Source organism: Agromyces bauzanensis (assembly GCF_014645655.1).
Lineage (GTDB): Bacteria > Actinomycetota > Actinomycetes > Actinomycetales > Microbacteriaceae > Agromyces > Agromyces bauzanensis.
This window is the reverse complement of record NZ_BMMD01000018.1, coordinates 16,770-38,333: the sequence shown is the minus strand read 5'-3', so window position 1 is coordinate 38,333 and position 21,564 is coordinate 16,770. Positions and strand designations below refer to the sequence as shown.

18 protein-coding genes and 1 pseudogene are annotated in these 21,564 nt (G+C 68.9%); 14 read left to right on the top strand and 5 right to left on the bottom strand.

What is annotated here, in order from left to right:
• The first annotated feature begins 37 nt into the window (after positions 1-37).
• Positions 38-709 (top strand): hypothetical protein, encoded by a 672-nt coding sequence (locus IEX31_RS14315; protein ID WP_188744099.1) that lies wholly within the window; start codon positions 38-40, stop codon positions 707-709.
• A 76-nt stretch (positions 710-785) separates the two neighbouring features.
• Here IEX31_RS14315 and IEX31_RS14310 read toward each other — a convergent pair whose 3' ends face one another.
• On the bottom strand, positions 786-1,646 hold the full coding sequence (locus tag IEX31_RS14310) for a spermidine synthase (RefSeq protein WP_188744098.1): 861 nt from the start codon (positions 1,644-1,646) through the stop codon (positions 786-788).
• Between the two features lie 96 nt (positions 1,647-1,742).
• Positions 1,743-2,504: a spermidine synthase gene (locus IEX31_RS14305; RefSeq protein ID WP_188744097.1), complete on the bottom strand. Its 762-nt coding sequence runs from the start codon at positions 2,502-2,504 to the stop codon at positions 1,743-1,745.
• Positions 2,505-2,780: 276 nt separating this feature from the next.
• Here IEX31_RS14305 and rpoB point away from each other — a divergent pair, with 276 nt between their 5' ends.
• The 3 genes from rpoB (at position 2,781) to IEX31_RS14290 (ending at position 11,487) form a co-directional block, all read left to right on the top strand.
• Entirely contained in the window at positions 2,781-6,272 is a 3,492-nt protein-coding gene (gene rpoB, locus IEX31_RS14300) for a DNA-directed RNA polymerase subunit beta (RefSeq protein WP_188744096.1), read from the top strand.
• 41 nt (positions 6,273-6,313) lie between these two features.
• A complete protein-coding gene (locus IEX31_RS14295; RefSeq protein ID WP_188744095.1) occupies positions 6,314-10,210 on the top strand; it encodes a DNA-directed RNA polymerase subunit beta' in 3,897 nt (1,298 codons plus the stop codon).
• 248 nt (positions 10,211-10,458) lie between these two features.
• A complete protein-coding gene (locus tag IEX31_RS14290) occupies positions 10,459-11,487 on the top strand; it encodes a hypothetical protein (RefSeq protein ID WP_188744094.1) in 1,029 nt (342 codons plus the stop codon).
• A 16-nt stretch (positions 11,488-11,503) separates the two neighbouring features.
• Here the strand turns inward: IEX31_RS14290 and IEX31_RS14285 are convergent, their stop codons facing one another.
• The gene (locus IEX31_RS14285) at positions 11,504-11,746 is read right to left on the bottom strand and encodes a hypothetical protein (RefSeq protein WP_188744093.1); all 243 of its coding nucleotides are present in this window, start codon (positions 11,744-11,746) and stop codon (positions 11,504-11,506) included.
• Positions 11,747-11,819: 73 nt separating this feature from the next.
• Positions 11,820-12,068, bottom strand: coding sequence for a hypothetical protein (locus IEX31_RS14280; protein WP_188744092.1), 249 nt, complete (start codon positions 12,066-12,068; stop codon positions 11,820-11,822).
• A gap of 305 nt (positions 12,069-12,373) precedes the next feature.
• Between IEX31_RS14280 and IEX31_RS14275 the strand changes: the two genes are divergently transcribed.
• The 8 genes and pseudogenes from IEX31_RS14275 (at position 12,374) to IEX31_RS18985 (ending at position 19,596) form a co-directional block, all read left to right on the top strand.
• Entirely contained in the window at positions 12,374-12,850 is a 477-nt protein-coding gene (locus tag IEX31_RS14275) for a DUF6121 family protein (RefSeq protein ID WP_188744091.1), read from the top strand.
• Between the two features lie 73 nt (positions 12,851-12,923).
• Entirely contained in the window at positions 12,924-13,571 is a 648-nt protein-coding gene (locus IEX31_RS14270; RefSeq protein ID WP_188744090.1) for a spermidine/putrescine ABC transporter substrate-binding protein, read from the top strand.
• 383 nt (positions 13,572-13,954) lie between these two features.
• Positions 13,955-14,329, top strand: a complete 375-nt coding sequence (rpsL, locus tag IEX31_RS14265; protein ID WP_022889720.1) for a 30S ribosomal protein S12 — start codon at positions 13,955-13,957, stop codon at positions 14,327-14,329.
• Positions 14,329-14,799: a 30S ribosomal protein S7 gene (gene rpsG, locus IEX31_RS14260; RefSeq protein WP_056734916.1), complete on the top strand. Its 471-nt coding sequence runs from the start codon at positions 14,329-14,331 to the stop codon at positions 14,797-14,799. Before rpsL ends, rpsG begins: the two co-directional genes overlap by 1 nt.
• 100 nt (positions 14,800-14,899) lie before the next feature.
• Positions 14,900-17,014 carry an elongation factor G gene (gene fusA, locus IEX31_RS14255; protein WP_188744089.1) on the top strand — a complete coding sequence of 705 codons (2,115 nt, stop codon included), beginning with the start codon at positions 14,900-14,902 and terminating at the stop codon, positions 17,012-17,014.
• 112 nt (positions 17,015-17,126) lie between these two features.
• Complete coding sequence (gene tuf / locus IEX31_RS14250) at positions 17,127-18,320, top strand: elongation factor Tu (RefSeq protein ID WP_188744088.1); 1,194 nt, start codon at positions 17,127-17,129, stop codon at positions 18,318-18,320.
• Positions 18,321-18,470: 150 nt separating this feature from the next.
• Positions 18,471-18,884 (top strand): annotated as a pseudogene (locus tag IEX31_RS19635) (acyltransferase family protein); the annotation flags it as partial.
• 64 nt (positions 18,885-18,948) lie between these two features.
• Positions 18,949-19,596 carry an acyltransferase family protein gene (locus IEX31_RS18985; RefSeq protein ID WP_344999852.1) on the top strand — a complete coding sequence of 216 codons (648 nt, stop codon included), beginning with the start codon at positions 18,949-18,951 and terminating at the stop codon, positions 19,594-19,596.
• 284 nt (positions 19,597-19,880) lie between these two features.
• On the opposite strand, the gene IEX31_RS14235 is transcribed toward IEX31_RS18985, so the two are convergent.
• Complete coding sequence (locus IEX31_RS14235) at positions 19,881-20,057, bottom strand: hypothetical protein (RefSeq protein WP_188744085.1); 177 nt, start codon at positions 20,055-20,057, stop codon at positions 19,881-19,883.
• Positions 20,058-20,589: 532 nt separating this feature from the next.
• Between IEX31_RS14235 and rpsJ the strand changes: the two genes are divergently transcribed.
• On the top strand, positions 20,590-20,898 hold the full coding sequence (gene rpsJ / locus IEX31_RS14230) for a 30S ribosomal protein S10 (RefSeq protein ID WP_030147986.1): 309 nt from the start codon (positions 20,590-20,592) through the stop codon (positions 20,896-20,898).
• Positions 20,899-20,906: 8 nt separating this feature from the next.
• Positions 20,907-21,563 carry a 50S ribosomal protein L3 gene (gene rplC, locus IEX31_RS14225; RefSeq protein ID WP_188744084.1) on the top strand — a complete coding sequence of 219 codons (657 nt, stop codon included), beginning with the start codon at positions 20,907-20,909 and terminating at the stop codon, positions 21,561-21,563.
• The last annotated feature ends 1 nt before the right edge of the window (position 21,564 follow it).

The window sequence follows — 21,564 nt, the reverse complement described above, 5'->3', positions numbered from 1 at the left end:
CGGCAGAAGGCCGGTGTCATCAACCGAAGGAGTCCTGATGTTCCGCCTCGCCTCATTCCATCGCCTCACCACGGCCATCTGCCTCGCGCTGTGGGCCGTGCTGTCGGTCGTGTTCGTCCTTACCGCGCCGCCGCTGGACGGCTCAGGTGATGCCGCCGCGGTCGCCGCGAGCGCCGCCCTTTCGGCATATGCATTCCTCGGAGCGCAGGCCGCTCTCGTCATCGGCATCATCGGAGTGGCGCACCTGCTGCGCAACCGCACGCCGGTGCTCGCGCCGATCGCGGCGGCACTGACCGTGCTCGGCGCGTTCGGCCATGCGGCATACGCCGGCATCTCGCTCGTGCTCGCCGGCGGGGCCGAGGGTGCGCCGGTCGCCGTCGAGGCCGCCGTGCAGGGACCTGCCACCGCGCTCTCGATGGTGAGCCTCGTCGGCACCGTCGTCGGCGTCATCCTCCTGGCGATCGCCCTCTTCCGTGCGAAGCTCGGCGTGGCCTGGATCGGCATCGTGCTCATCGGCTGGGTCGTCGTCGAGTTCCTCCTGAGCGGTATCGGCCTCTGGGCGATGCTCGGATCCGCGGCGCTCCTCCTCATCGGCTACGGCGCGCTCGCCGTGGTGGTGTTCCGCAGCGACCTGCGCGATTGGATGACGGCGAAGGAGGCGGATGTCGCCGCGCAGCGCGCCGACGAGCCCGCGAACGCGGACGTCTGACGTCGCCGCTGAGCTCGTCCCGGTCGCCGATTCCGCTCCGGTCGCTGAGCCTGTCGATGCGGCCGGGGCCCAGGCGTCAAGCGCCGGGCTTCGTCATGAACACCGAGCGCGACGGCGGCGGGGAGGGGACGGCCGTGGCATCGGTCACCACCGGTGCGTTCGCCGTGAACCGGCGCAGCTCATCACCGACGACGAGCTTCGCCGGTGCGGGGTCGCTCGCGAGGCGCCGCGGCATGCCGGCGAACGGCAGCTCGTGGTGGGAGGCGTACACGACGACGTTGCCGAAGCGCCGGCCCTTCAACATCGACGGGTCGGCGGCGATGGCGACATGCTCGAAGACGTGCGCGAGGGTCGCTACCTGCGACCTCGCGAACGCGAGCCCTGCGCCATCGGCGACGTTCACCGCGACGATGCCGCCGGGCGCGAGTCGGGGAGCGACAAGTCCGTAGAACTCGACCGAGGTCACATGCGCGGGCGTGCGCGCGCCCGAGAAGACGTCGACCACCACGATGTCGACGGCGCCGTCGAGCCCGTGCGGCAGCTTCTGCAGCACCTCGCGCGCGTCGCCGTGCCGCACGCGCACCTGGGCGCCGCGCGGCAGTGGCAGGTGCTCGCGCACGAGGTCCACGAGCTCGGACTCGAGCTCGATCACCTGCTGCCGCGAGCCCGGCCGGGTCGCGGCGACGTACCGCGGCAGCGTGAGCGCCCCGCCGCCGAGGTGCACAGCCGTGATCGGCTCGCCCTCGGGCTTCACGAGGTCGATCGCGTGCCCGATGCGGCGCACGTACTCGAAGCCGAGCCAGTCGGGCCGGTCGAGCTCGACATGCGACTGCGGCGTGCCGTCGACGTAGAGCGTCCACGAACCGGGCACCTGCCGGGACTCCTCGAGCCGGGCGAGGTGGCCGCTCACGGCGAGGGGGCGTTCGAGGTCTGACACGGATGCCACGCTACCCGCGGTTCGCCGCGGGCTGGGCGACGCGGCATTCGGTCGCCCTCGGCGCAACCGGAGGCCCAGGACGATTCCGGCCCCGGCTCAGCACACGCCCCAGAGCGCGGCGTCGAGCCGGTCGCGGGTGAGGGCGGCCACGGGGAACGGCCCCGCCGCGTTCATGCGCTCCTCGAGACCCGGGGACAGCCCGTCGGGCCCGGCCACGAGGATCGCGTTCCCCTCGTCTACGCCAGACAGCACCCCGGGGTCGGCGGCGACGAGGAGCTCCGCACCCGGGTCGGCGCGGGCGAGGGCGCGAGCCTGTGCACGCAGCCGGGTGAGGCCGGGCGCATCGGCCACGTTCACGACGACGAGGCCGCGGGGAGCGAGGAGCCCGAGGCATCCGGCCATGAACGGCACCTCGTCGACGAACGCCGGCGCGTCGAGCCGGGAGTAGAGGTCGACCACCACGACGTCGACCGGCGGCCGGGCAGCGAGCGCGGCGACCGCGTCGCGGGCGTCGGCGATGAGCACCTCGATTCCGGATGCCGCGGGCAGTGGCAGTCGTGCGAGCACCGTGTCGATCAGCTCGGCATCGTGGTCGACCACCACCTGCGCCGATCCCGGGCGGGTGGCGGCGACGTAGCGAGGGAGCGTCAGCGCCCCGCCGCCGAGGTGAACGACGCCGATCGGATGCCCCGGCGGACGCACCGCGTCGAGCACGTGACCGATGCGCCGCACGTACTCGAAGAACAGCCGCCGCGGCTCCGTCGGGTCGACGTGCGACTGGGCGGTGCCGTCGACGAGCAGCGTGAGTCCCGGCGATGAGAACACCTCGGGCTCGAACGAGACGCGGGGCTCGGTCATGCCTGCATCGTGCCACGAAGGCCGCGGGACGCGGCATCCGTCGACCGAAAACTGGGCTTATACCCGAGATTCGCGAAGAGGTCAAGAATCGACTGGACATGTCGCGCACTGCGGCATATAGTTAACCTTTGCGCTCCCAGACCCACCATGCCTTCATATTGCGGTCGGCCTTGCGTGCCGGGGGATTTTCCCTCGAGCATCCGCAAACGTCTGAGGGGTACCACTCTCCGCTACCGACAGTGAACCGGCCCGACGGGGCCGATGGAGGTTATTCACTTGGCTGCTGCGCGTAACGCGACCATGCCCACCCCCAAGAACGGACGCGGTGCAAGCCGCCTCTCGTTCGCAAAGGTCACCGACACCCTCACGGTACCCGATCTGCTCGCCCTCCAGACGGAGAGCTTCGACTGGCTGGTCGGCAACGACGCGTGGAAGGCGCGCGTCGAGGCTGCGGTCGAGGCAGGCCGGCAGGACCTGCCCGAGACCACCGGCCTCGAGGAGATCTTCGAGGAGATCTCCCCCATCGAGGACCTCGGCGAGACCATGCAGCTCTCGTTCACGAACCCCGAGCTCGAGCCGCCGAAGTACACGATCGATGAGTGCAAGGAGAAGGGCAAGACCTACTCCGCTCCGCTGTACGTCAACGCGGAGTTCATGAATCACCTCACGGGTGAGATCAAGACCCAGACCGTCTTCATGGGCGACTTCCCCCTGATGACCCCGAAGGGCACCTTCGTCATCAACGGCACCGAGCGCGTCGTCGTGTCGCAGCTCGTGCGTTCGCCCGGCGTCTACTTCGAGCGCACCCCCGAGAAGACGAGCGACAAGGACATCTACTCCGCGCGCGTCATCCCGAGCCGCGGTGCCTGGCTCGAGTTCGAGATCGACAAGCGCGACCAGGTCGGCGTGCGCATCGACCGCAAGCGCAAGCAGTCGGTGACCGTCTTCCTGAAGGCCCTCGGCCTCACGAGCGAGGAGATCCTCGAGGAGTTCGCCGGCTACGAGTCGATCGCCCTCACCCTGGAGAAGGACAACATCCTCACCAAGGAGGAGGCGCTCAAGGACATCTACCGCAAGCTCCGTCCGGGCGAGCAGGTGGCCGCCGAGGCCGCGCGTGCGCTCCTCGACAACTTCTACTTCAACCCGAAGCGTTACGACCTCGCCAAGGTCGGCCGGTACAAGATCAACAACAAGCTCGGCCTCGAGGCGCCGCTCACCGACTCGGTGCTCACGGTGCAGGATATCGTGGCCACGATCAAGTACCTCGTCGCGCTGCACGACGAGCGCACCACGCTCCCGGGTCGCCGTGGTGGCAAGGACGTCGAGATCCGTCTCGACGTCGACGACATCGACAACTTCGGCAACCGTCGCATCCGCGCGGTGGGCGAGCTCATCCAGAACCAGGTGCGCACCGGCCTCAGCCGCATGGAGCGCGTCGTGCGCGAGCGCATGACGACGCAGGACATCGAGGCGATCACGCCGCAGACGCTGATCAACGTGCGACCCGTCGTCGCCGCGATCAAGGAGTTCTTCGGCACCTCGCAGCTGTCGCAGTTCATGGACCAGAACAACCCGCTCGCGGGCCTGACCCACAAGCGCCGCCTCTCGGCGCTCGGCCCGGGCGGCCTCTCTCGCGACCGCGCGGGCGTCGAGGTCCGAGACGTGCACCCCTCGCACTACGGCCGCATGTGCCCGATCGAGACGCCGGAAGGCCCGAACATCGGCCTCATCGGCTCGCTCGCGTCGTTCGCGCGCATCAACTCGTTCGGCTTCATCGAGACGCCGTACCGCCGGGTCGTGAGCGGCAAGGTCACCGAGCAGATCGACTACCTCACGGCGATGGAGGAGGACGACTACATCGTCGCCCAGGCCAACGCGCCGCTGAAGGCCGACGGCCACTTCCAGGAGGAGCGCGTCCTCGCCCGCAAGAAGGGCGGCGAGGTCGACCTGTTCCCCGCCGACGAGATCGGGTACATGGATGTCTCGCCGCGCCAGATGGTGTCGGTCGCGACCTCGCTCATCCCGTTCCTCGAGCACGACGATGCGAACCGCGCCCTCATGGGCGCGAACATGCAGCGCCAGGCCGTGCCGCTGCTGCGCAGCGACTCGCCGTTCGTCGGCACCGGCATGGAGGGCTACGCGGCCGTCGACGCCGGTGACGTCATCACCGCCGACAAGGCCGGTGTCGTCGCCGAGGTCTCGGCCGACTCCGTGACCATCCAGCTCGACGAGGGCGGCACGCAGACGTACTACCTGCGCAAGTTCGACCGCTCGAACCAGGGCACGTCGTACAACAACCGCGTCATCGTCTCGGCGGGCGACCGCATCGAGGCCGGCGAGGTCGTCGCCGACGGTCCCGCGACCGACAACGGCGAGCTCGCGCTCGGCAAGAACCTGCTCGTCGCGTTCATGCCGTGGGAGGGCCACAACTTCGAGGACGCGATCATCCTCAGCCAGAACCTCGTGAAGGACGACGTGCTCTCGTCGATCCACATCGAGGAGTACGAGGTGGATGCGCGCGACACGAAGCTCGGCAAGGAGGAGATCACGCGTGATCTCCCGAACGTCAGTCCCGACCTGCTCGCCGACCTCGACGAGCGCGGCATCATCCGCATCGGCGCCGAGGTGCGACCCGGCGACATCCTCGTCGGCAAGGTCACGCCGAAGGGCGAGACCGAGCTCTCGGCCGAGGAGCGCCTGCTCCGCGCCATCTTCAACGAGAAGAGCCGCGAGGTGCGCGACACGTCGCTGAAGGTGCCCCACGGTGAGCAGGGCACGATCATCGGCGTCAAGGTGTTCGACGCGCAGGACGGCGACGACGAGCTCGGCTCGGGCGTCAACCAGCGCGTGGTCGTCTACATCGCCCAGAAGCGCAAGATCACCGAGGGCGACAAGCTCGCCGGCCGCCACGGCAACAAGGGCGTCATCTCGAAGATCCTGCCGGTCGAGGACATGCCGTTCCTCGCCGACGGCACCCCGGTCGACGTCATCCTCAACCCGCTCGGCATCCCGGGCCGCATGAACTTCGGTCAGGTGCTGGAGACCCACCTCGGGTGGGTCGCCAAGCAGGGCTGGAAGGTCGAGGGCAACCCGTCGTGGGCCAAGAAGCTCCCGAAGGACGCGCACGAGGCCGCTCCGGGCACCAAGGTCGCGACCCCGGTGTTCGACGGCGCCCTCGAGGAGGAGATCGCGGGTCTGCTCGACTCGACGCTGCCCAACCGCGACGGCGAGCGACTGATCGACTCGAGCGGCAAGACGCAGCTCTACGACGGTCGTTCGGGTGAGCCCTTCCCGTACCCGGTCTCGGTCGGCTACATGTACATCCTGAAGCTGCACCACCTCGTCGACGACAAGATCCACGCGCGCTCCACGGGCCCGTACTCGATGATCACGCAGCAGCCGCTCGGTGGAAAGGCCCAGTTCGGCGGCCAGCGCTTCGGCGAGATGGAGGTGTGGGCCCTCGAGGCCTACGGCGCCGCCTACGCGCTGCAGGAGCTCCTCACGATCAAGTCCGACGACATCCTCGGTCGCGTCAAGGTGTACGAGGCCATCGTCAAGGGCGAGAACATCCAGGAGCCCGGCATCCCGGAGTCCTTCAAGGTGCTCATGAAGGAGATGCAGTCGCTCTGCCTGAACGTCGAGGTCCTCTCGGCCGACGGCACGGCGGTGAGCCTGCGCGACACCGATGACGAGGCCTTCCGCGCGGCGGAGGAGCTCGGCATCAACATCTCCGCGCGCTTCGAGTCGTCGAACATCGACGAGATCTGAACCCGGCCAGAACGACGACTGAGACTTTTCTAGGAGAGAAATTGCTCGACGCAACCACTTTTGACGAGCTTCGCATCGGTCTGGCCACCGCCGACGACATCCGTCGTTGGTCCTACGGCGAGGTCAAGAAGCCCGAGACCATCAACTACCGCACGCTCAAGCCCGAGAAGGACGGCCTCTTCGGCGAGCAGATCTTCGGGCCCAGCCGCGACTGGGAGTGCGCCTGCGGCAAGTACAAGCGCGTGCGCTTCAAGGGCATCGTCTGCGAGCGCTGCGGTGTCGAGGTCACCAAGTCCTCGGTGCGCCGTGAGCGGATGGGCCACATCGAGCTCGCCGCCCCCGTCACGCACATCTGGTACTTCAAGGGCGTGCCCTCGCGCCTCGGGTACCTGCTCGACATGGCGCCGAAGGACCTCGAGAAGGTCATCTACTTCGCCGCCTACATGGTGATCGACGTCGACGAGGAGGGCCGTCACGCCGACATGCCCGGCCTCGAGAACGAGCTCCGCCTCGAGATCAAGACGATCGGCGACCAGCGCGACGCGCGCATCGCCGAGCTCATGGCGCGCAAGGAGGCCGAGCTCGCCGGGCTCGAGGCCGAGGGCGCCAAGAGCGACCAGCGCAAGCGCGCCGAGGCCGCCGCCGACAAGGAGATGGCCGGCGTGCGCAAGAGCGCCGACGAGCAGATCGCGCACCTCGAGCGCGTGTGGGAGGACTTCCGCACCCTCAAGGTCGGTGACCTGAAGCCCGAGGACTCGGTGTTCCACGAGCTGCAGGACCGCTTCGGCATGTACTTCGAGGCCTACATGGGCGCCGAGGCCATCAAGAAGCGGCTCGAGGCCTTCGACCTGGCCGCCGAGGCCGACGACCTGCGCCTGCAGATCGCCGAGGGCAAGGGCCAGAAGAAGATCCGCGCGATCAAGCGCCTGCGCGTCGTCAGCTCCTTCCTGCAGACCGGCAACTCGCCGGCCGCGATGGTGCTCGACGTCGTGCCGGTGATCCCGCCCGAGCTCCGCCCGATGGTGCAGCTCGACGGCGGCCGGTTCGCGACCTCCGACCTCAACGACCTCTACCGTCGTGTGATCAACCGCAACAACCGCCTGCGGCGCCTCCTCGACCTCGGTGCGCCCGAGATCATCGTGAACAACGAGAAGCGGATGCTGCAGGAGGCGGTCGACGCGCTGTTCGACAACGGTCGTCGTGGTCGCCCGGTCACCGGTACCGGCAACCGCGCCCTGAAGTCCCTGAGCGACATGCTCAAGGGCAAGCAGGGTCGCTTCCGCCAGAACCTGCTCGGCAAGCGCGTCGACTACTCGGGCCGTTCGGTCATCGTGGTCGGCCCGCAGCTGAAGCTGCACCAGTGCGGCCTGCCCAAGCAGATGGCGCTCGAGCTCTTCAAGCCGTTCGTCATCAAGCGCCTCATCGACCTGAGCCACGCGCAGAACATCAAGGCCGCCAAGCGCATGGTCGAGCGTTCGCGTCCGCAGGTGTGGGACGTGCTCGAGGAGATCATCCGCGAGCGCCCCGTGCTGCTGAACCGCGCGCCCACCCTGCACCGCCTCGGCATCCAAGCGTTCGAGCCGCAGCTCGTCGAGGGCAAGGCCATCCAGCTCCACCCGCTCGTCTGCGCCGCGTTCAACGCGGACTTCGACGGCGATCAGATGGCCGTGCACCTGCCGCTGTCGGTCGAGGCGCAGGCCGAGGCCCGCATCCTCATGCTCGCGTCGAACAACATCCTGAAGCCGTCGGACGGCCGTCCGGTGACCCTGCCCTCGCAGGACATGATCATCGGACTGCACCACCTGACGACGCAGAAGGACGGCGCCGCCGGTGAGGGTCGCGCGTTCTCGTCGATCGCCGAGGCGATCCTCGCGTTCGACCAGAACCGTCCGGGCGAGATCGCACTCGACCTCGGTGCGAAGGTGAAGATCCGCCTCGAGGGGCTGCACTTCGCGGAGGGCGGCGAGCCCGAGGGCTTCGAGGCGGGCAAGCCGTACCTGCTCGAGACCACGCTCGGTCGCGCGCTCTTCAACGAGGCGCTGCCCGAGGACTACCCGTACTTCAACGCGCAGGCCGGCAAGGGCCAGATCTCGCAGATCGTCAACGACCTCGCCGAGCGCTACCCGAAGACGGAGGTCGCCGCGACCCTCGACCGCATCAAGGACGCCGGCTTCCGCTGGGCGACCCGCTCGGGCGTGACCGTCGCGCTCTCCGACATCGTGACGCCGCCGAACAAGGGCGAGATCGTCTCGAAGTACGAGAAGCAGGCGGCCAAGGTGCAGTCGCAGTTCGAGAAGGGTCTCACGACCGACCTCGAGCGTCGCCAGGAGCTCATCCAGATCTGGACCAAGGCCACCGACGAGGTCGCCAAGGCCATGCAGGAGAACTTCCCGACCGACAACACCATCAACCGCATGGTCACGTCGGGCGCTCGTGGCAACTGGCTGCAGGTGCGCAACATCGCCGGCATGCGAGGCCTCGTGAACAACCCGAAGGGTGAGATCATCCCGCGCCCGATCATCTCCTCGTACCGCGAGGGCCTGTCGGTGGCGGAGTACTTCATCGCGACGCACGGTGCCCGCAAGGGCCTGGCCGACACGGCCCTGCGCACGGCGGACTCGGGCTACCTCACGCGTCGTCTCGTGGACGTCTCGCAGGATGTCATCATCCGCGAGGACGACTGCGGCACGAACAAGGGCCTCGACCTGCCGATCGCGACGACGGATGCCTCGGGCAAGCTCGTGCGCGACCCGAACGTCGAGAACTCGGTGTTCGCCCGTTCCCTCGCGGCCGACGCGGTCGACGCGAAGGGCGAGGTCGTGGCGGAGGCCGGATCCGATGTGGGCGACGTGCTCATCAACGAGCTCATCGCGGCGGGCGTCGAGACGATCAAGGTCCGCTCGGTGCTCACCTGCGAGTCCGCGGTCGGCGTGTGCGCGAAGTGCTACGGCCGTTCGCTCGCGACCGGCAAGCTCGTGGACATCGGCGAGGCCGTGGGCATCATCGCGGCCCAGTCGATCGGCGAGCCCGGCACGCAGCTCACGATGCGTACCTTCCACACCGGTGGCTCGGCCTCGGCCGACGACATCACGCAGGGTCTTCCCCGCGTGCAGGAGCTTTTCGAGGCCCGCACCCCCAAGGGTGCGTCGCCCATCGTGGAGGCCGCCGGTCGCATCACGATCGACGAGACCGAGCGACAGCGCAAGGTCATCCTCACGCCCGACAACGGCGACGAGCCGATCGCGTACAACGTGCTCAAGCGTTCGACGCTGCTCGTCGAGGACGGCCAGCACGTCGAGCTCGGCCAGCAGCTGATCGTCGGCACCGTCGACCCGAAGGAGGTCCTCCGGGTCAAGGGCGTGCGCGAGGTGCAGAAGCACCTGGTGGACGGCGTGCAGGACGTGTATCGCTCGCAGGGCGTGCCGATCCACGACAAGCACATCGAGGTCATCGTGCGCCAGATGCTGCGCAAGGTCACCGTCGTCGACCACGGCGACACCGACCTGCTCCCGGGCGAACTCGTCGATCGGTCGAAGTACAACGAGATCAACCGCGCCACGCTCACCGAGGGCAGGAAGACGGCCTCGGCCCGCCAGGAGGTCATGGGCATCACCAAGGCCTCCCTGGCGACCGAGTCGTGGCTGTCGGCCGCGTCCTTCCAGGAGACGACCCGCGTGCTCACGCAGGCCGCCATGGAGGGCAAGTCCGACCCGCTCGTCGGCCTCAAGGAGAACGTGATCATCGGCAAGCTGATCCCCGCCGGCACCGGACTGCAGAGGTACCGGAACGTCGCGGTCGAGGCCACGGAGGAGGCGAAGGCGGAGCGGTACCCGAACCGCATTTTCGCCGACGACGCGGCGTTCGCCGAGGGCGACCTCAGCTTCGTCGACTTCGACGCGTTCTCGAGCGACGACTTCACCCCCGGCAACTACAGCTGAGTCGCCCGCGGCGGCCGACGCTCGCGAGGGCAACCCGAACTCGGGCCGCCCTCGCGAGGACAGACCGCCGCGACACGACCGAAGGGCCCCGGAGCGATCCGGGGCCTTTCGGCGTCTCCGGGGCATCCGGATGCCACGTGGCCGCCCGCAACCGTGCGCGAAGCGCCGCGCGGCTGCCCGGAATGGCTTGCCGGCGTTGTTACAGTGGCCACAATCGCGGGTGCGACGGCGCCCGGAAGGAGCGCGACATGAGCAGCACGACTCCCGGATCCGAGCCGGAGCGCCCGCACGACGCGGGCGGGCTCGAGCCGCACGCGGACGAGCACGAGGCCGATCTCGCCGACCGGGGCCTGTCGTCGCCCGCCGCCGAGCCGGCGGCGCCGGTCGATGCGGCGCCTCCGGTCGATGCATCCGCCGCCGACGCATCCGAACCCGGCGCGTCCGAACCGGTGCCGGAAACCATGGAGGAGCCGCTCGACTCGCCCGACGCCACCGCCCGGCTCGACGCCGCCGTCGAACGGGCGAACGCCACGCCCGAGGCATCCGACATCCACGACGCCGGCGGGTCGGGCGACGCGGTGCCCGAGCCGGTGCCGGCCGACTCCGTGCGTCGTGAGACATACGTGCCGGCCGCCTCCGTCGCGGCCCCAGGCATCGCGGCGGGATCCGCCACCCTCGCGCCGGAGCCCGAGACCACCCCTGCGGTCCCGGCTCCCGCCCCGCAGACCATCTACGTGCAGGCGCCGACACCGCCCAAGCCCCGGGGCAACCGCGGATTCGGCGTGCTCGTGGCCCTCGTCGGCACCGTCGTCTTCGCGCTCCTCTACGCGGGCGTCGCGTACCTGCTCCTGCTCGGACGCGGCGACGCCGCCGAGGCGACGGACGCGTTCGTGGAGTTCCTCGCGAGCCCGGTGTTCTGGGTGCCGATCCTCGCGTTCTTCGTGGGCTTCGCGCTGCTCGCCGCGATCGTGAACCGTGGCGCGTGGTGGGCCTACGCCGTGTTCGGCCTGCTCGTCGGCGTGCTCGTGTACTTCGCCTACGTGGGTGGTGCCGTGCTCACGGTGCAGGCGTGGCGGCTCGCGGTCGGCGACGCGGCGGACTTCCTACGGCAGCGCTGGCTCGACCCCTTCGCGATCGTGGCGTTCGTCATCGCGCGCGAGATCCCGATCTGGCTCGGCGGCTGGATCGCGGCTCGTGGCCGCGCGGTCACCGAGCGCAACCGGGTGGCGCGCGAGGCGTACGACCGCGAGATCGCGGCCGGGCCGCAGCCGCGCTGAGCTCCGTCGGCGTGTCTCACCCGGTGCGGGTGAGACGCGCCGCAGCGCGGCCGTGCACACCCGAGGGGGTCGGCGCGTGGGTGCCGCCCGAGCTCGTGCCTACCGGCGCCGGGACGGTTCCCGTGGCCTCGGCGGCCTCGGCGGCTCCCACGACCGTGGCCGCACCGCCGGTGGCCGCACGGCCGGCCGCGGCGATCGACCGCTGCGCGACACCGACACGACCATGGCGCCGTGCCGCCGTGCGCGAATTCGCGATCACGCCCGTGCCCGGCGCACCGCGCCGCGATCGTGCTGCCCTCGAGCGACCCGGCGATCGCCGCCGGTCGGCTCAACTACGTGTTCGACGTCGACGGCGTGCGGTCGCGGTCAGCGGCACCGGCGACAGCGCGCGCGACGCCGGCTACATGGCGCCGTTCCTCGACGAACTGGTGCGCGGCATCCGGGTGGGGGCTTCGCATGACCGGCACGGTGACGGATGCCGCTCGCGTCGCCGCCGAACGGGCGCGCACGATGCCGCTCACCCCGGTCGACCCGCCGGCGGCCGTCATCCGGACGCTCGAGGATGCGGCGTTGTCGCGCATCGACGTGGAGGCGGCTCGCCGGCTCGTCGACCTCGGCCGCCGATTCGATCGCACCGTGAGTCGGCTCCGGCAGGAACTCGCCCGACGCCAGGATCACGCCGAGGAAGAGCCCGTGCCTCGCCCCGCGTGGGGCTGGGACGCGGTCGGGTTCCTGCTCGCGCTGATGGCGGCTCCCCTCCTGCTCGCCGGCGCGTCCGAGGGCGGCCACGGCGGCGCACGTGGTGGGCGCGCTGCGCGCCCCGCGGCGACGGGTCGAGCGTCGCCTCGTCGCGCCACCTGGTGCTGCCCGGGCGTAGTCTCGGAGGATGCAGGAGAACGGGCGGAGGGCCTGGCCGGTGGCCGGATTCGCCACGGCCCTCTACCTCGCATTGGTGGTGGCCGCCTACGGCTTCGTCAGCCTCCTCACCGACGCGGAGGTCATCTCTAGGGAGGACGCCGGCCGTCTCGTGGGACCTGCGATCGTGGGGGCATCGGCGCTCGCGGTGCTGCTGCACCTCGGCCGCGCGCTGCGTCGCCCCGAGCGCGTGCTCGCCGGCACCCTGCTGGCCGCGGTCTGGGCCTGGGTCGCCGCGGTCGTCGTCGCGGTCGTCGGCTACGCGATCGCGACGGGCACGGTGCTCGCCAGCCTCATCTTCGGCCTCGGGTTCGGCGGCGGCTGGTTCGGCCTGCTCCTCCCGGCGTGCGCGGCGCTCGTCGCATGGCTCGCCCTCCTCGTCGCCCGCGCCCAGTCGGGCGGCGTCGAGCGACCGCGATGGCCGTGGGAACGCGACGACGAGGAGTGACGGATGCCGCGCCGGCGCGCCAGTCCGTCCAAAGGTCGAGGAGGTCGAGAACGCCGCGCAGTATCGTGATCGCGTGGAGGGATCGATCGAGGCGCGCGTCAGCCACGAGGTCGACCGCTGGCTGGCCTGGCTGCCGAGGTGGCGGCCGGGCACCCATCGCGCGCGCGTGCGCCTCTGCACCCGCTGCTTCGGCTCGCCCATCCTCGCCGCCGCAGGCCTGGACGTGGACGTGCCGCACCCCGTCCAGCACGCGTTCTCGATGCGCATGAAGGGCGTCATCGACGTTGCCGTCGACGACTACACGGCGCGGAACCTCCCGATGCTGCACGCCGAGATCCGCCTCGCCGAGGAGCGCAAGGCCCGGCGCCCGTACCGCGCGGGGGAGGGGCTGGACCCCGAGTTCCTCGGGCTCGACCTCGATCCCGAGCCGGTGCCCGACCAACCCTTCCTGTTCACGCTGACGGGGCTCGAGGCGGATGCCGCCGCCGAGCACGACGAGCCCGCGCCCCGCCCGTTCACGTTCGAGGAGAAGGAGGCGCTGCGCGAGGAGGTGCGGCTCGCCGACGAGTTCGCGAAGCAGCTCGGCCGGCGCATCTGCGTCGAACTCTCCCAGCACCGCGAGCGCATCCGCAGCGCCGTGGTCGCGTACGTCGAACCGCAGGTGGAGGAGCTGCTGGCCGACCTCGACCGCGAACTCGACTCGCCGGGGTGGCCCGGCTAGGTGTTCTTCCTAATGACGTTGTGGACGCGTCCGAATCGGCCGGGGGCTCCTCTACCAGCGGTGGCCGAGACGCCATGGCTTCCGCCGTCGGAGAACACGGGCTCATGGCATCCATCGTCATTTGACCGCGAGGTTACGCCGCATTACCATTGATCGGGTGTGCGCGTTGACGCGTGCTTGAATCGTGCCTGCCGGAGCTTCGCCAGATGGCGACCAGCATGCCACGCCTCGAGCTCGTAGCAGGCGCACACTCGCAGGGCACCTCGTCGGTCGCCCCCACGGCATACCCACCACGCAACAGGCGCTGCGGTTCTGCAGTGCCGGTGGGTCGTGATGTGAAATCCATCAACGCTGTCACCGTGCAGCACAAACAAGGAGAAGCAGTGCCAACCATTCAGCAGTTGGTCCGCAAGGGTCGCTCGCCGAAGGTCACCAAGACCAAGGCTCCCGCCCTGAAGGCCAACCCCCAGCAGCGCGGCGTGTGCACGCGTGTGTACACCACCACCCCGAAGAAGCCGAACTCCGCGCTCCGCAAGGTGGCACGTGTGAAGCTCTCGAACGGCACCGAAGTTACGGCCTACATCCCCGGTGAGGGCCACAACCTGCAGGAGCACTCGATGGTGCTCGTCCGCGGCGGTCGCGTGAAGGACCTTCCCGGTGTGCGCTACAAGATCATCCGCGGCGCGCTCGACACGCAGGCCGTGAAGAACCGCAAGCAGGCTCGTAGCCGCTACGGCGCGAAGATGGAGAAGAAGTAATGCCTCGCAAGGGACCCGCTCCGAAGCGCCCCGTCGTCGCCGACCCCGTGTACGGCTCGCCGGTCGTCAGCCAGCTCGTCAACAAGATCCTGATCGACGGCAAGAAGGACCTCGCGCAGCGCATCGTGTACGAGGCGCTCGAGAACGTCGCCACGAAGTCCGGCCAGGACGCCGTCGCCACCCTGAAGAAGGCGCTCGACAACGTGCGTCCCACCCTCGAGGTGCGCTCGCGGCGCGTCGGCGGTTCGACCTACCAGGTCCCCGTCGAGGTGAAGCCGCACCGCGCCAACACCCTCGCCCTGCGCTGGCTCACGAGCTACGCCAAGGCTCGTCGCGAGAAGACGATGACCGAGCGTCTCACCAACGAGATCCTCGACGCGTCGAACGGCCTCGGTGCCGCGGTCAAGCGCCGTGAGGACACCCACAAGATGGCCGAGTCGAACCGCGCCTTCGCCCACTACCGCTGGTAGTCGATGGGCGGATGCCGCCGCTGAGGCGGTCCCTGAGCCCGCCGAAGGGCGGCATCCGTCCACTCCCCCTTCCACTCCTGACTTCCCCGGAGGAACCCCCGTGGCACAAGACGTGCTCACCGACCTGAGCAAGGTCCGCAACATCGGCATCATGGCGCACATCGATGCCGGCAAGACCACCACCACCGAGCGCATCCTGTTCTACACGGGCGTGAACCACAAGATCGGCGAGACCCACGACGGCGCCTCGACGACCGACTGGATGGAGCAGGAGAAGGAGCGCGGCATCACGATCACGTCGGCCGCCGTGACCTGCTTCTGGAACAAGAACCAGATCAACATCATCGACACCCCCGGTCACGTCGACTTCACGGTCGAGGTCGAGCGCTCGCTCCGCGTGCTCGACGGCGCCGTCGCCGTCTTCGACGGCAAGGAGGGCGTCGAGCCCCAGTCCGAGACCGTGTGGCGCCAGGCCGACAAGTACAACGTGCCGCGCATCTGCTTCGTCAACAAGATGGACAAGCTCGGCGCGGACTTCTACTTCACCGTGGACACGATCATCAAGCGCCTCGGCGCGAAGCCGCTCGTGCTCCAGCTGCCGATCGGTTCGGAGAGCGAATTCGTCGGCGTCGTCGACCTCATCGAGATGCGGGCCCTCGTGTGGCCCGGCGACGCCAAGGGCGACGTGACGATGGGTGCGAAGTACGAGGTGCAGGAGATCCCCGCCGACCTCAAGGAGAAGGCGGAGGAGTACCGCCACGTGCTGCTCGAGACCGTCGCCGAGACCGACGACGCGCTGCTCGAGAAGTACTTCGGCGGCGAGGAGCTCACGGTCGCCGAGATCAAGGGCGCGATCCGCAAGCTCACCGTCAACTCCGAGATCTACCCCGTGCTCTGCGGCTCGGCATTCAAGAACCGCGGCGTGCAGCCCATGCTCGACGCGGTCATCGACTTCCTGCCATCGCCGCTCGACGTGCCGGCAGTCGAGGGTCGCAACCCTCGCAACGAGGACGAGATCATCGAGCGTCACCCCGACGCCAACGACCCCTTCGCGGCACTCGCGTTCAAGGTCGCGGTGCACCCGTTCTTCGGTCGGCTCACCTACATCCGCGTGTACTCGGGTCACCTCGACTCCGGTGGCCAGGTCATCAACTCGACCAAGGGCAAGAAGGAGCGCATCGGGAAGATCTTCCAGATGCACGCCAACAAGGAGAACCCGGTCGACTCGGTCACCGCGGGCAACATCTACGCGGTCATCGGACTGAAGGACACGACCACGGGCGACACCCTGTGCGACCCCGACAAACAGGTCGTCCTCGAGTCGATGACGTTCCCGGCCCCGGTCATCGAGGTCGCCATCGAGCCGAAGACCAAGGCCGACCAGGAGAAGCTCGGCACGGCGATCCAGAAGCTCGCCGAGGAGGACCCCACCTTCCGCACCGAGCTCAACCAGGAGACCGGCCAGACGGTCATCAAGGGCATGGGCGAGCTGCACCTCGACATCCTCGTCGACCGCATGAAGCGGGAGTTCAAGGTCGAGGCGAACGTCGGCAAGCCCCAGGTGGCCTACCGCGAGACGATCAAGCGCGCGGTCGAGAAGCACGACTACACCCACAAGAAGCAGACGGGTGGTTCGGGCCAGTTCGCGAAGATCCAGTTCGCGCTCGAGCCCCTCGAGATCACGGCCGACAAGACGTACGAGTTCGAGAACAAGGTCACGGGTGGCCGCGTTCCGCGCGAGTACATCCCCTCGGTCGACGCCGGCTTCCAGGACGCCATGCAGTACGGCATCCTGGCCGGCTACCCGATGGTCGGCGTCAAGGGCATCCTGCTCGACGGCGCAGCCCACGACGTCGACTCCTCGGAGATGGCGTTCAAGATCGCCGGCTCGATGGGCTTCAAGGAGGCCGCTCGGAAGGCGAACCCGGTTCTGCTCGAGCCGCTCATGTCCGTCGAGGTGCGCACCCCTGAGGAGTACATGGGTGACGTCATCGGCGACCTGAACTCGCGTCGCGGTCAGATCCAGTCGATGGAGGACGCCGCCGGCGTGAAGGTCGTGCGTGCGCACGTCCCGCTCTCGGAGATGTTCGGCTACATCGGCGACCTGCGGTCGAAGACCTCGGGCCGGGCCGTGTACTCGATGGAGTTCGAGAGCTACGCGGAGGTCCCGAAGGCTGTCGCCGACGAGATCGTCCAGAAGAACAAGGGCGAGTAGCCCTCCGACGCACGAGCCAACCGGTTCGCGTAACATGTCAACACAACCCCGTAGCACACCGGTCGCAATCCAGCGCCCGGGGTTCCTACACGAGTCCTGAGGAGGACCCACAGTGGCTAAGGCCAAGTTCGAGCGGACCAAGCCGCACGTCAACATCGGTACGATCGGTCACGTCGACCACGGCAAGACGACGCTCACCGCAGCGATCTCGAAGGTCCTGGCAGACAAGTACCCGTCGGCCACGAACGTGCAGCGCGACTTCGCATCGATCGACTCGGCTCCCGAGGAGCGCCAGCGCGGCATCACGATCAATATCTCGCACGTCGAGTACGAGACGCCGAAGCGCCACTACGCGCACGTCGACGCCCCGGGTCACGCCGACTACATCAAGAACATGATCACCGGTGCTGCCCAGATGGACGGCGCGATCCTCGTGGTCGCGGCGACCGACGGCCCGATGGCCCAGACGCGTGAGCACGTCCTGCTCGCCAAGCAGGTCGGCGTGCCCTACCTGCTCGTCGCGCTGAACAAGGCCGACATGGTCGACGACGAGGAGATCCTGGAGCTCGTCGAGCTCGAGGTCCGCGAGCTGCTCTCGAGCCAGGGCTTCGACGGCGACAACGCGCCGGTCGTGCGCGTCTCGGGCCTCAAGGCCCTCGAGGGCGACGAGAAGTGGGTCCAGTCGGTTCTCGACCTGATGGACGCCGTCGACGAGTCGATCCCCGACCCGGTGCGCGACAAGGACAAGCCGTTCCTCATGCCCATCGAGGACGTCTTCACCATCACCGGTCGCGGCACGGTCGTCACGGGTCGCGCCGAGCGCGGCACGCTGAAGATCAACTCCGAGGTCGAGATCGTCGGCATCCGTCCGACGCAGAAGACCACGGTCACGGGTATCGAGATGTTCCACAAGCAGCTCGACGAGGCGTGGGCCGGCGAGAACTGCGGTCTCCTGCTCCGTGGCACCAAGCGTGAGGACGTCGAGCGCGGCCAGGTCGTCGTGGCCCCGGGCTCGGTCACCCCGCACACCATCTTCGAGGGCACGGCGTACATCCTCTCGAAGGAGGAGGGCGGCCGCCACAACCCGTTCTACGCGAACTACCGTCCGCAGTTCTACTTCCGCACCACCGACGTCACCGGCGTCATCACGCTGCCCGAGGGCACCGAGATGGTCATGCCCGGCGACACCACCGACATGACGGTCGAGCTCATCCAGCCGATCGCCATGGAGGAGGGCCTCGGCTTCGCCATCCGCGAGGGCGGTCGCACCGTCGGCGCCGGCACGGTCACGAAGATCATCAAGTAGCACCAGTCCCGCCGGATCCGTCCGGAACGGGAACCGGCAGGGGTCGGGCCTTCGGGCCCGGCCCCTTCGTCGTGTCCCGGGCATCGCCCCCGCACTCTGCGCCAGTTGTGCGCGGTCCGCGCCATCCCGCCTGGCGCAGACCCCGCGCAAGTGGCGCGGGGTCAGCGCGGGCTGCTGCGCAACGGATCTTCCGCCGCCGCGCAGGGGTCGTCCGTGCGCCCCGAGATCCAGGCGCTGCGTGCGGTCGCGATCGGATGCGTGCTCCTCTATCACTTCTGGCCCGCGGCGCTGCCCGTCGGCCTCGTCGGTGTCGACGTCTTCTTCGTCGTCTCGGGCTTCCTCATCACCGGGCTGCTGGTTCGCGACGCAGAGCGCCACGGTCGCGTGCGCCTGAGGCAGTTCTACGTCCTGCGCGCCCGCCGCATCCTGCCCGCAGCCATGGTGGTGCTCTCGGCCTGCGCGGTGGCCACGCTCCTCTTCGTGCCGCTCGCGGAGTGGCGTCCGTTCCTCCAGCAGACCCTCTCGAGCGCCCTCTACGTCGAGAACCGGCACCTCGCCCGCGACTCCCAGATCCCGGCCAGCGCCGATCTGGAGTCCACGCCGGTGCAGCATTCCTGGTCAGTTGTCGGTGGAGGAGCAGTTCTACCTGATCTGGCCGCTCCTCATCATCGGCGCGCTCTGGCTGGCCACTCGCTCAGGGCGTCGCCGCGTCCAGTCGCTCGCCGCCGTACTCGTCGTGATGACGGTGGCGTCCTTCCTGTACGGAACGCTCCGCACCATGCACGACCACAACCTGGCCTACTTCTCGACGCTCGCGCGCGGGTGGGAGTTCGGCGTGGGCGGGATACTGGCGCTCCTGTCCACGCTCCATGGCGAGCGGCTGCGCCGAACCCGCGCGGCAGCCGGCTGGGCGGGGCTCGCCGCGATCGCGATCGCGACGCTCATGTTCACCGACGTTGACCGGTTCCCCGGCACCATCGCGCTGCTGCCGGTGCTCGGCACGGCGGCGATCATCTGGGCCGGGATGCCGCGGGCGGCCCTCTCCCTCGCCCCGGTCGCCGCGCTCCCGCTCGTGCAGTGGTTCGGTGGCATCTCATACTCCCTCTACCTGGCACTGGCCGATCGTCATGTTCACGCCGTACATCACGGGCCGGCCGAGTCAGGCGCCCGTCATGGTGCTGCTGCTCGTACTGTCGATCGCGGTGGCGGATGCCTTGCCGGATACGCCGTGGAGGAGCCGCGCGGGCACCTGTGCCACCACCGTGGCGACGGCTGAGTCTCGACGCCGTCGATCATGGCGTCGAGTTCGATGCAAGTCTCCACACTGCGGGCCACGATGCATCCGCGCCGGATCGCCTTGTCCATGAGGTCGATGAGCGTCGCCCGGTCGTCGGGCTCGAGGTGCGAGAGATCGACGAGAAGCTCCTCGTCGATGCGGCGGTAGCGATTCTCGTCGCGATCCGACCGGTCGTGCGCCCAGACGGTCATCGCGAAGTCGTCGCCGAGCCGGCGGGCGACCACCCGGTCGGCGCATGCCGGCGCAGCCGATGAGCGCCAGTTTCAGCAGCTCGCCGGCGTGAAGCAGCCCTCGGCGTCGGCTGGGCCGATGCGCACCGTCGAGCCGCGCTCGTTCCGGCCCTCGTGGGTGCGCGTGCCGGTGCGGACGACCGAGACGCTGCCCGGTCCGATCCGCTCGCTGACGCAGTGCGCGCGCTCGGCCGTCGGCTCGTCGGGCATGGATCCCCCTGTCGTCGTCACCCTCCGATTCCATCACGCGGGACGTCGCAGCGCTGCTCGGGCTGCGACGTTCCTGCGAGCCGGGGCGGGCGCGACACGCCCGGGTTGCACGGAGCCGCCGACTGTGGCAGACTCGTTGAGTTCAACCTTTGGAACGGCGTGCCCTGCTGCGTGCCGTTCCAATCACTGCCAGGCAGTGCATAGCCACCGGAAGCCCTCTCCACCAAGGTCGGGAGCCCCACGGGTCAGGCTAGGCCGCGGGCAGCAGAACGCACAACCGACCACCACTTCGAGCATGGGCCTGTGCCTGCAAGAACACAGCCACGCCCGTTTCGCGAGGGCGACACGCCCGAGCGCGGGGGTCGGGAGGTTCATGGGTCGAGCGTGCCGAGGCCACCGCGCGAGCGGGGTGGTTTCGACAGGCTCGATCACGGCCTTTGACAGAAGAACAGTGGTGCTTCACACGAAGTGGCTACGCGGCGTCCGATGCCCTCGGAAGGGGTAAGACGCCTTGACAGAGAGAGAGTTCGAGATGGCGGGACAGAAGATCCGCATTCGACTGAAGTCGTACGACCACGAGGTCATCGACAGCTCGGCGCGCAAGATCGTCGACACGGTCACCCGCGCGGGTGCCACGGTCGTCGGCCCCGTGCCGCTTCCGACGGAGAAGAACGTGGTGTGCGTCATCCGTTCGCCCCACAAGTACAAGGACAGCCGCGAGCACTTCGAGATGCGCACCCACAAGCGTCTCATCGACATCGTGGACCCGACGCCCAAGGCCGTCGACTCGCTCATGCGTCTCGACCTCCCCGCCGACGTCAACATCGAGATCAAGCTCTGAGGTAACCCATGTCCACCGCTACCAAGAACGTGAAGGGTCTGCTCGGCACCAAGCTCGGCATGACCCAGGTGTGGGATGAGAACAACAAGCTCGTCCCCGTCACCGTCATCGAGATCGCGCCCAACGTCGTGACCCAGCTGCGCACCCCCGAGAAGGACGGCTACACGGCCATCCAGATCGCGGCCGGCGCCATCGACCCGCGCAAGGTCAACCAGCCCGCGTCGGGCCACTTCAAGGCCGCCGGCGTCACCCCGCGCCGTCACCTCGCCGAGGTGCGCACCGCGGACGCCTCGAGCTACACGCTCGGCCAGGAGCTCACGGTCGACGGCACCTTCGAGGCCGGCCAGCTGGTCGACGTCGTCGGCACGTCGAAGGGCAAGGGCTTCGCCGGTGTCATGAAGCGCCACAACTTCAAGGGCGTCTCCGCCTCGCACGGTGCCCACCGCAACCACCGCAAGCCCGGCTCGATCGGTGCGTCGTCGACTCCGAGCCGTGTCTTCAAGGGCATGCGCATGGCAGGTCGCATGGGTGGCGAGCGCGTGACCGTACTGAACCTCCGCGTGCACGCCGTCGACGCCGAGAAGGGACTCCTGCTCGTCAAGGGCGCGGTTCCCGGTGCGCGCGGCCGTCTCGTTTTCGTCCGCAACGCAGTGAAGGGGGCGTAGT

Coding starts and splice junctions, on each gene's coding strand:
- IEX31_RS14315 (WP_188744099.1), top strand. CDS start 38: ATGTTCCGCCTCGCCTCATTCCATCGCCTCACCACGGCCATCTGCCTC.
- IEX31_RS14305 (WP_188744097.1), bottom strand. CDS start 2,504: ATGACCGAGCCCCGCGTCTCGTTCGAGCCCGAGGTGTTCTCATCGCCG.
- IEX31_RS14290 (WP_188744094.1), top strand. CDS start 10,459: ATGAGCAGCACGACTCCCGGATCCGAGCCGGAGCGCCCGCACGACGCG.
- IEX31_RS14280 (WP_188744092.1), bottom strand. CDS start 12,068: ATGCGCGACAACGCCGCATCCTCGAGCGTCCGGATGACGGCCGCCGGC.
- IEX31_RS14275 (WP_188744091.1), top strand. CDS start 12,374: ATGCAGGAGAACGGGCGGAGGGCCTGGCCGGTGGCCGGATTCGCCACG.
- rpsG (WP_056734916.1), top strand. CDS start 14,329: ATGCCTCGCAAGGGACCCGCTCCGAAGCGCCCCGTCGTCGCCGACCCC.
- IEX31_RS14235 (WP_188744085.1), bottom strand. CDS start 20,057: ATGCCCGACGAGCCGACGGCCGAGCGCGCGCACTGCGTCAGCGAGCGG.
- rpsJ (WP_030147986.1), top strand. CDS start 20,590: ATGGCGGGACAGAAGATCCGCATTCGACTGAAGTCGTACGACCACGAG.
- rplC (WP_188744084.1), top strand. CDS start 20,907: ATGTCCACCGCTACCAAGAACGTGAAGGGTCTGCTCGGCACCAAGCTC.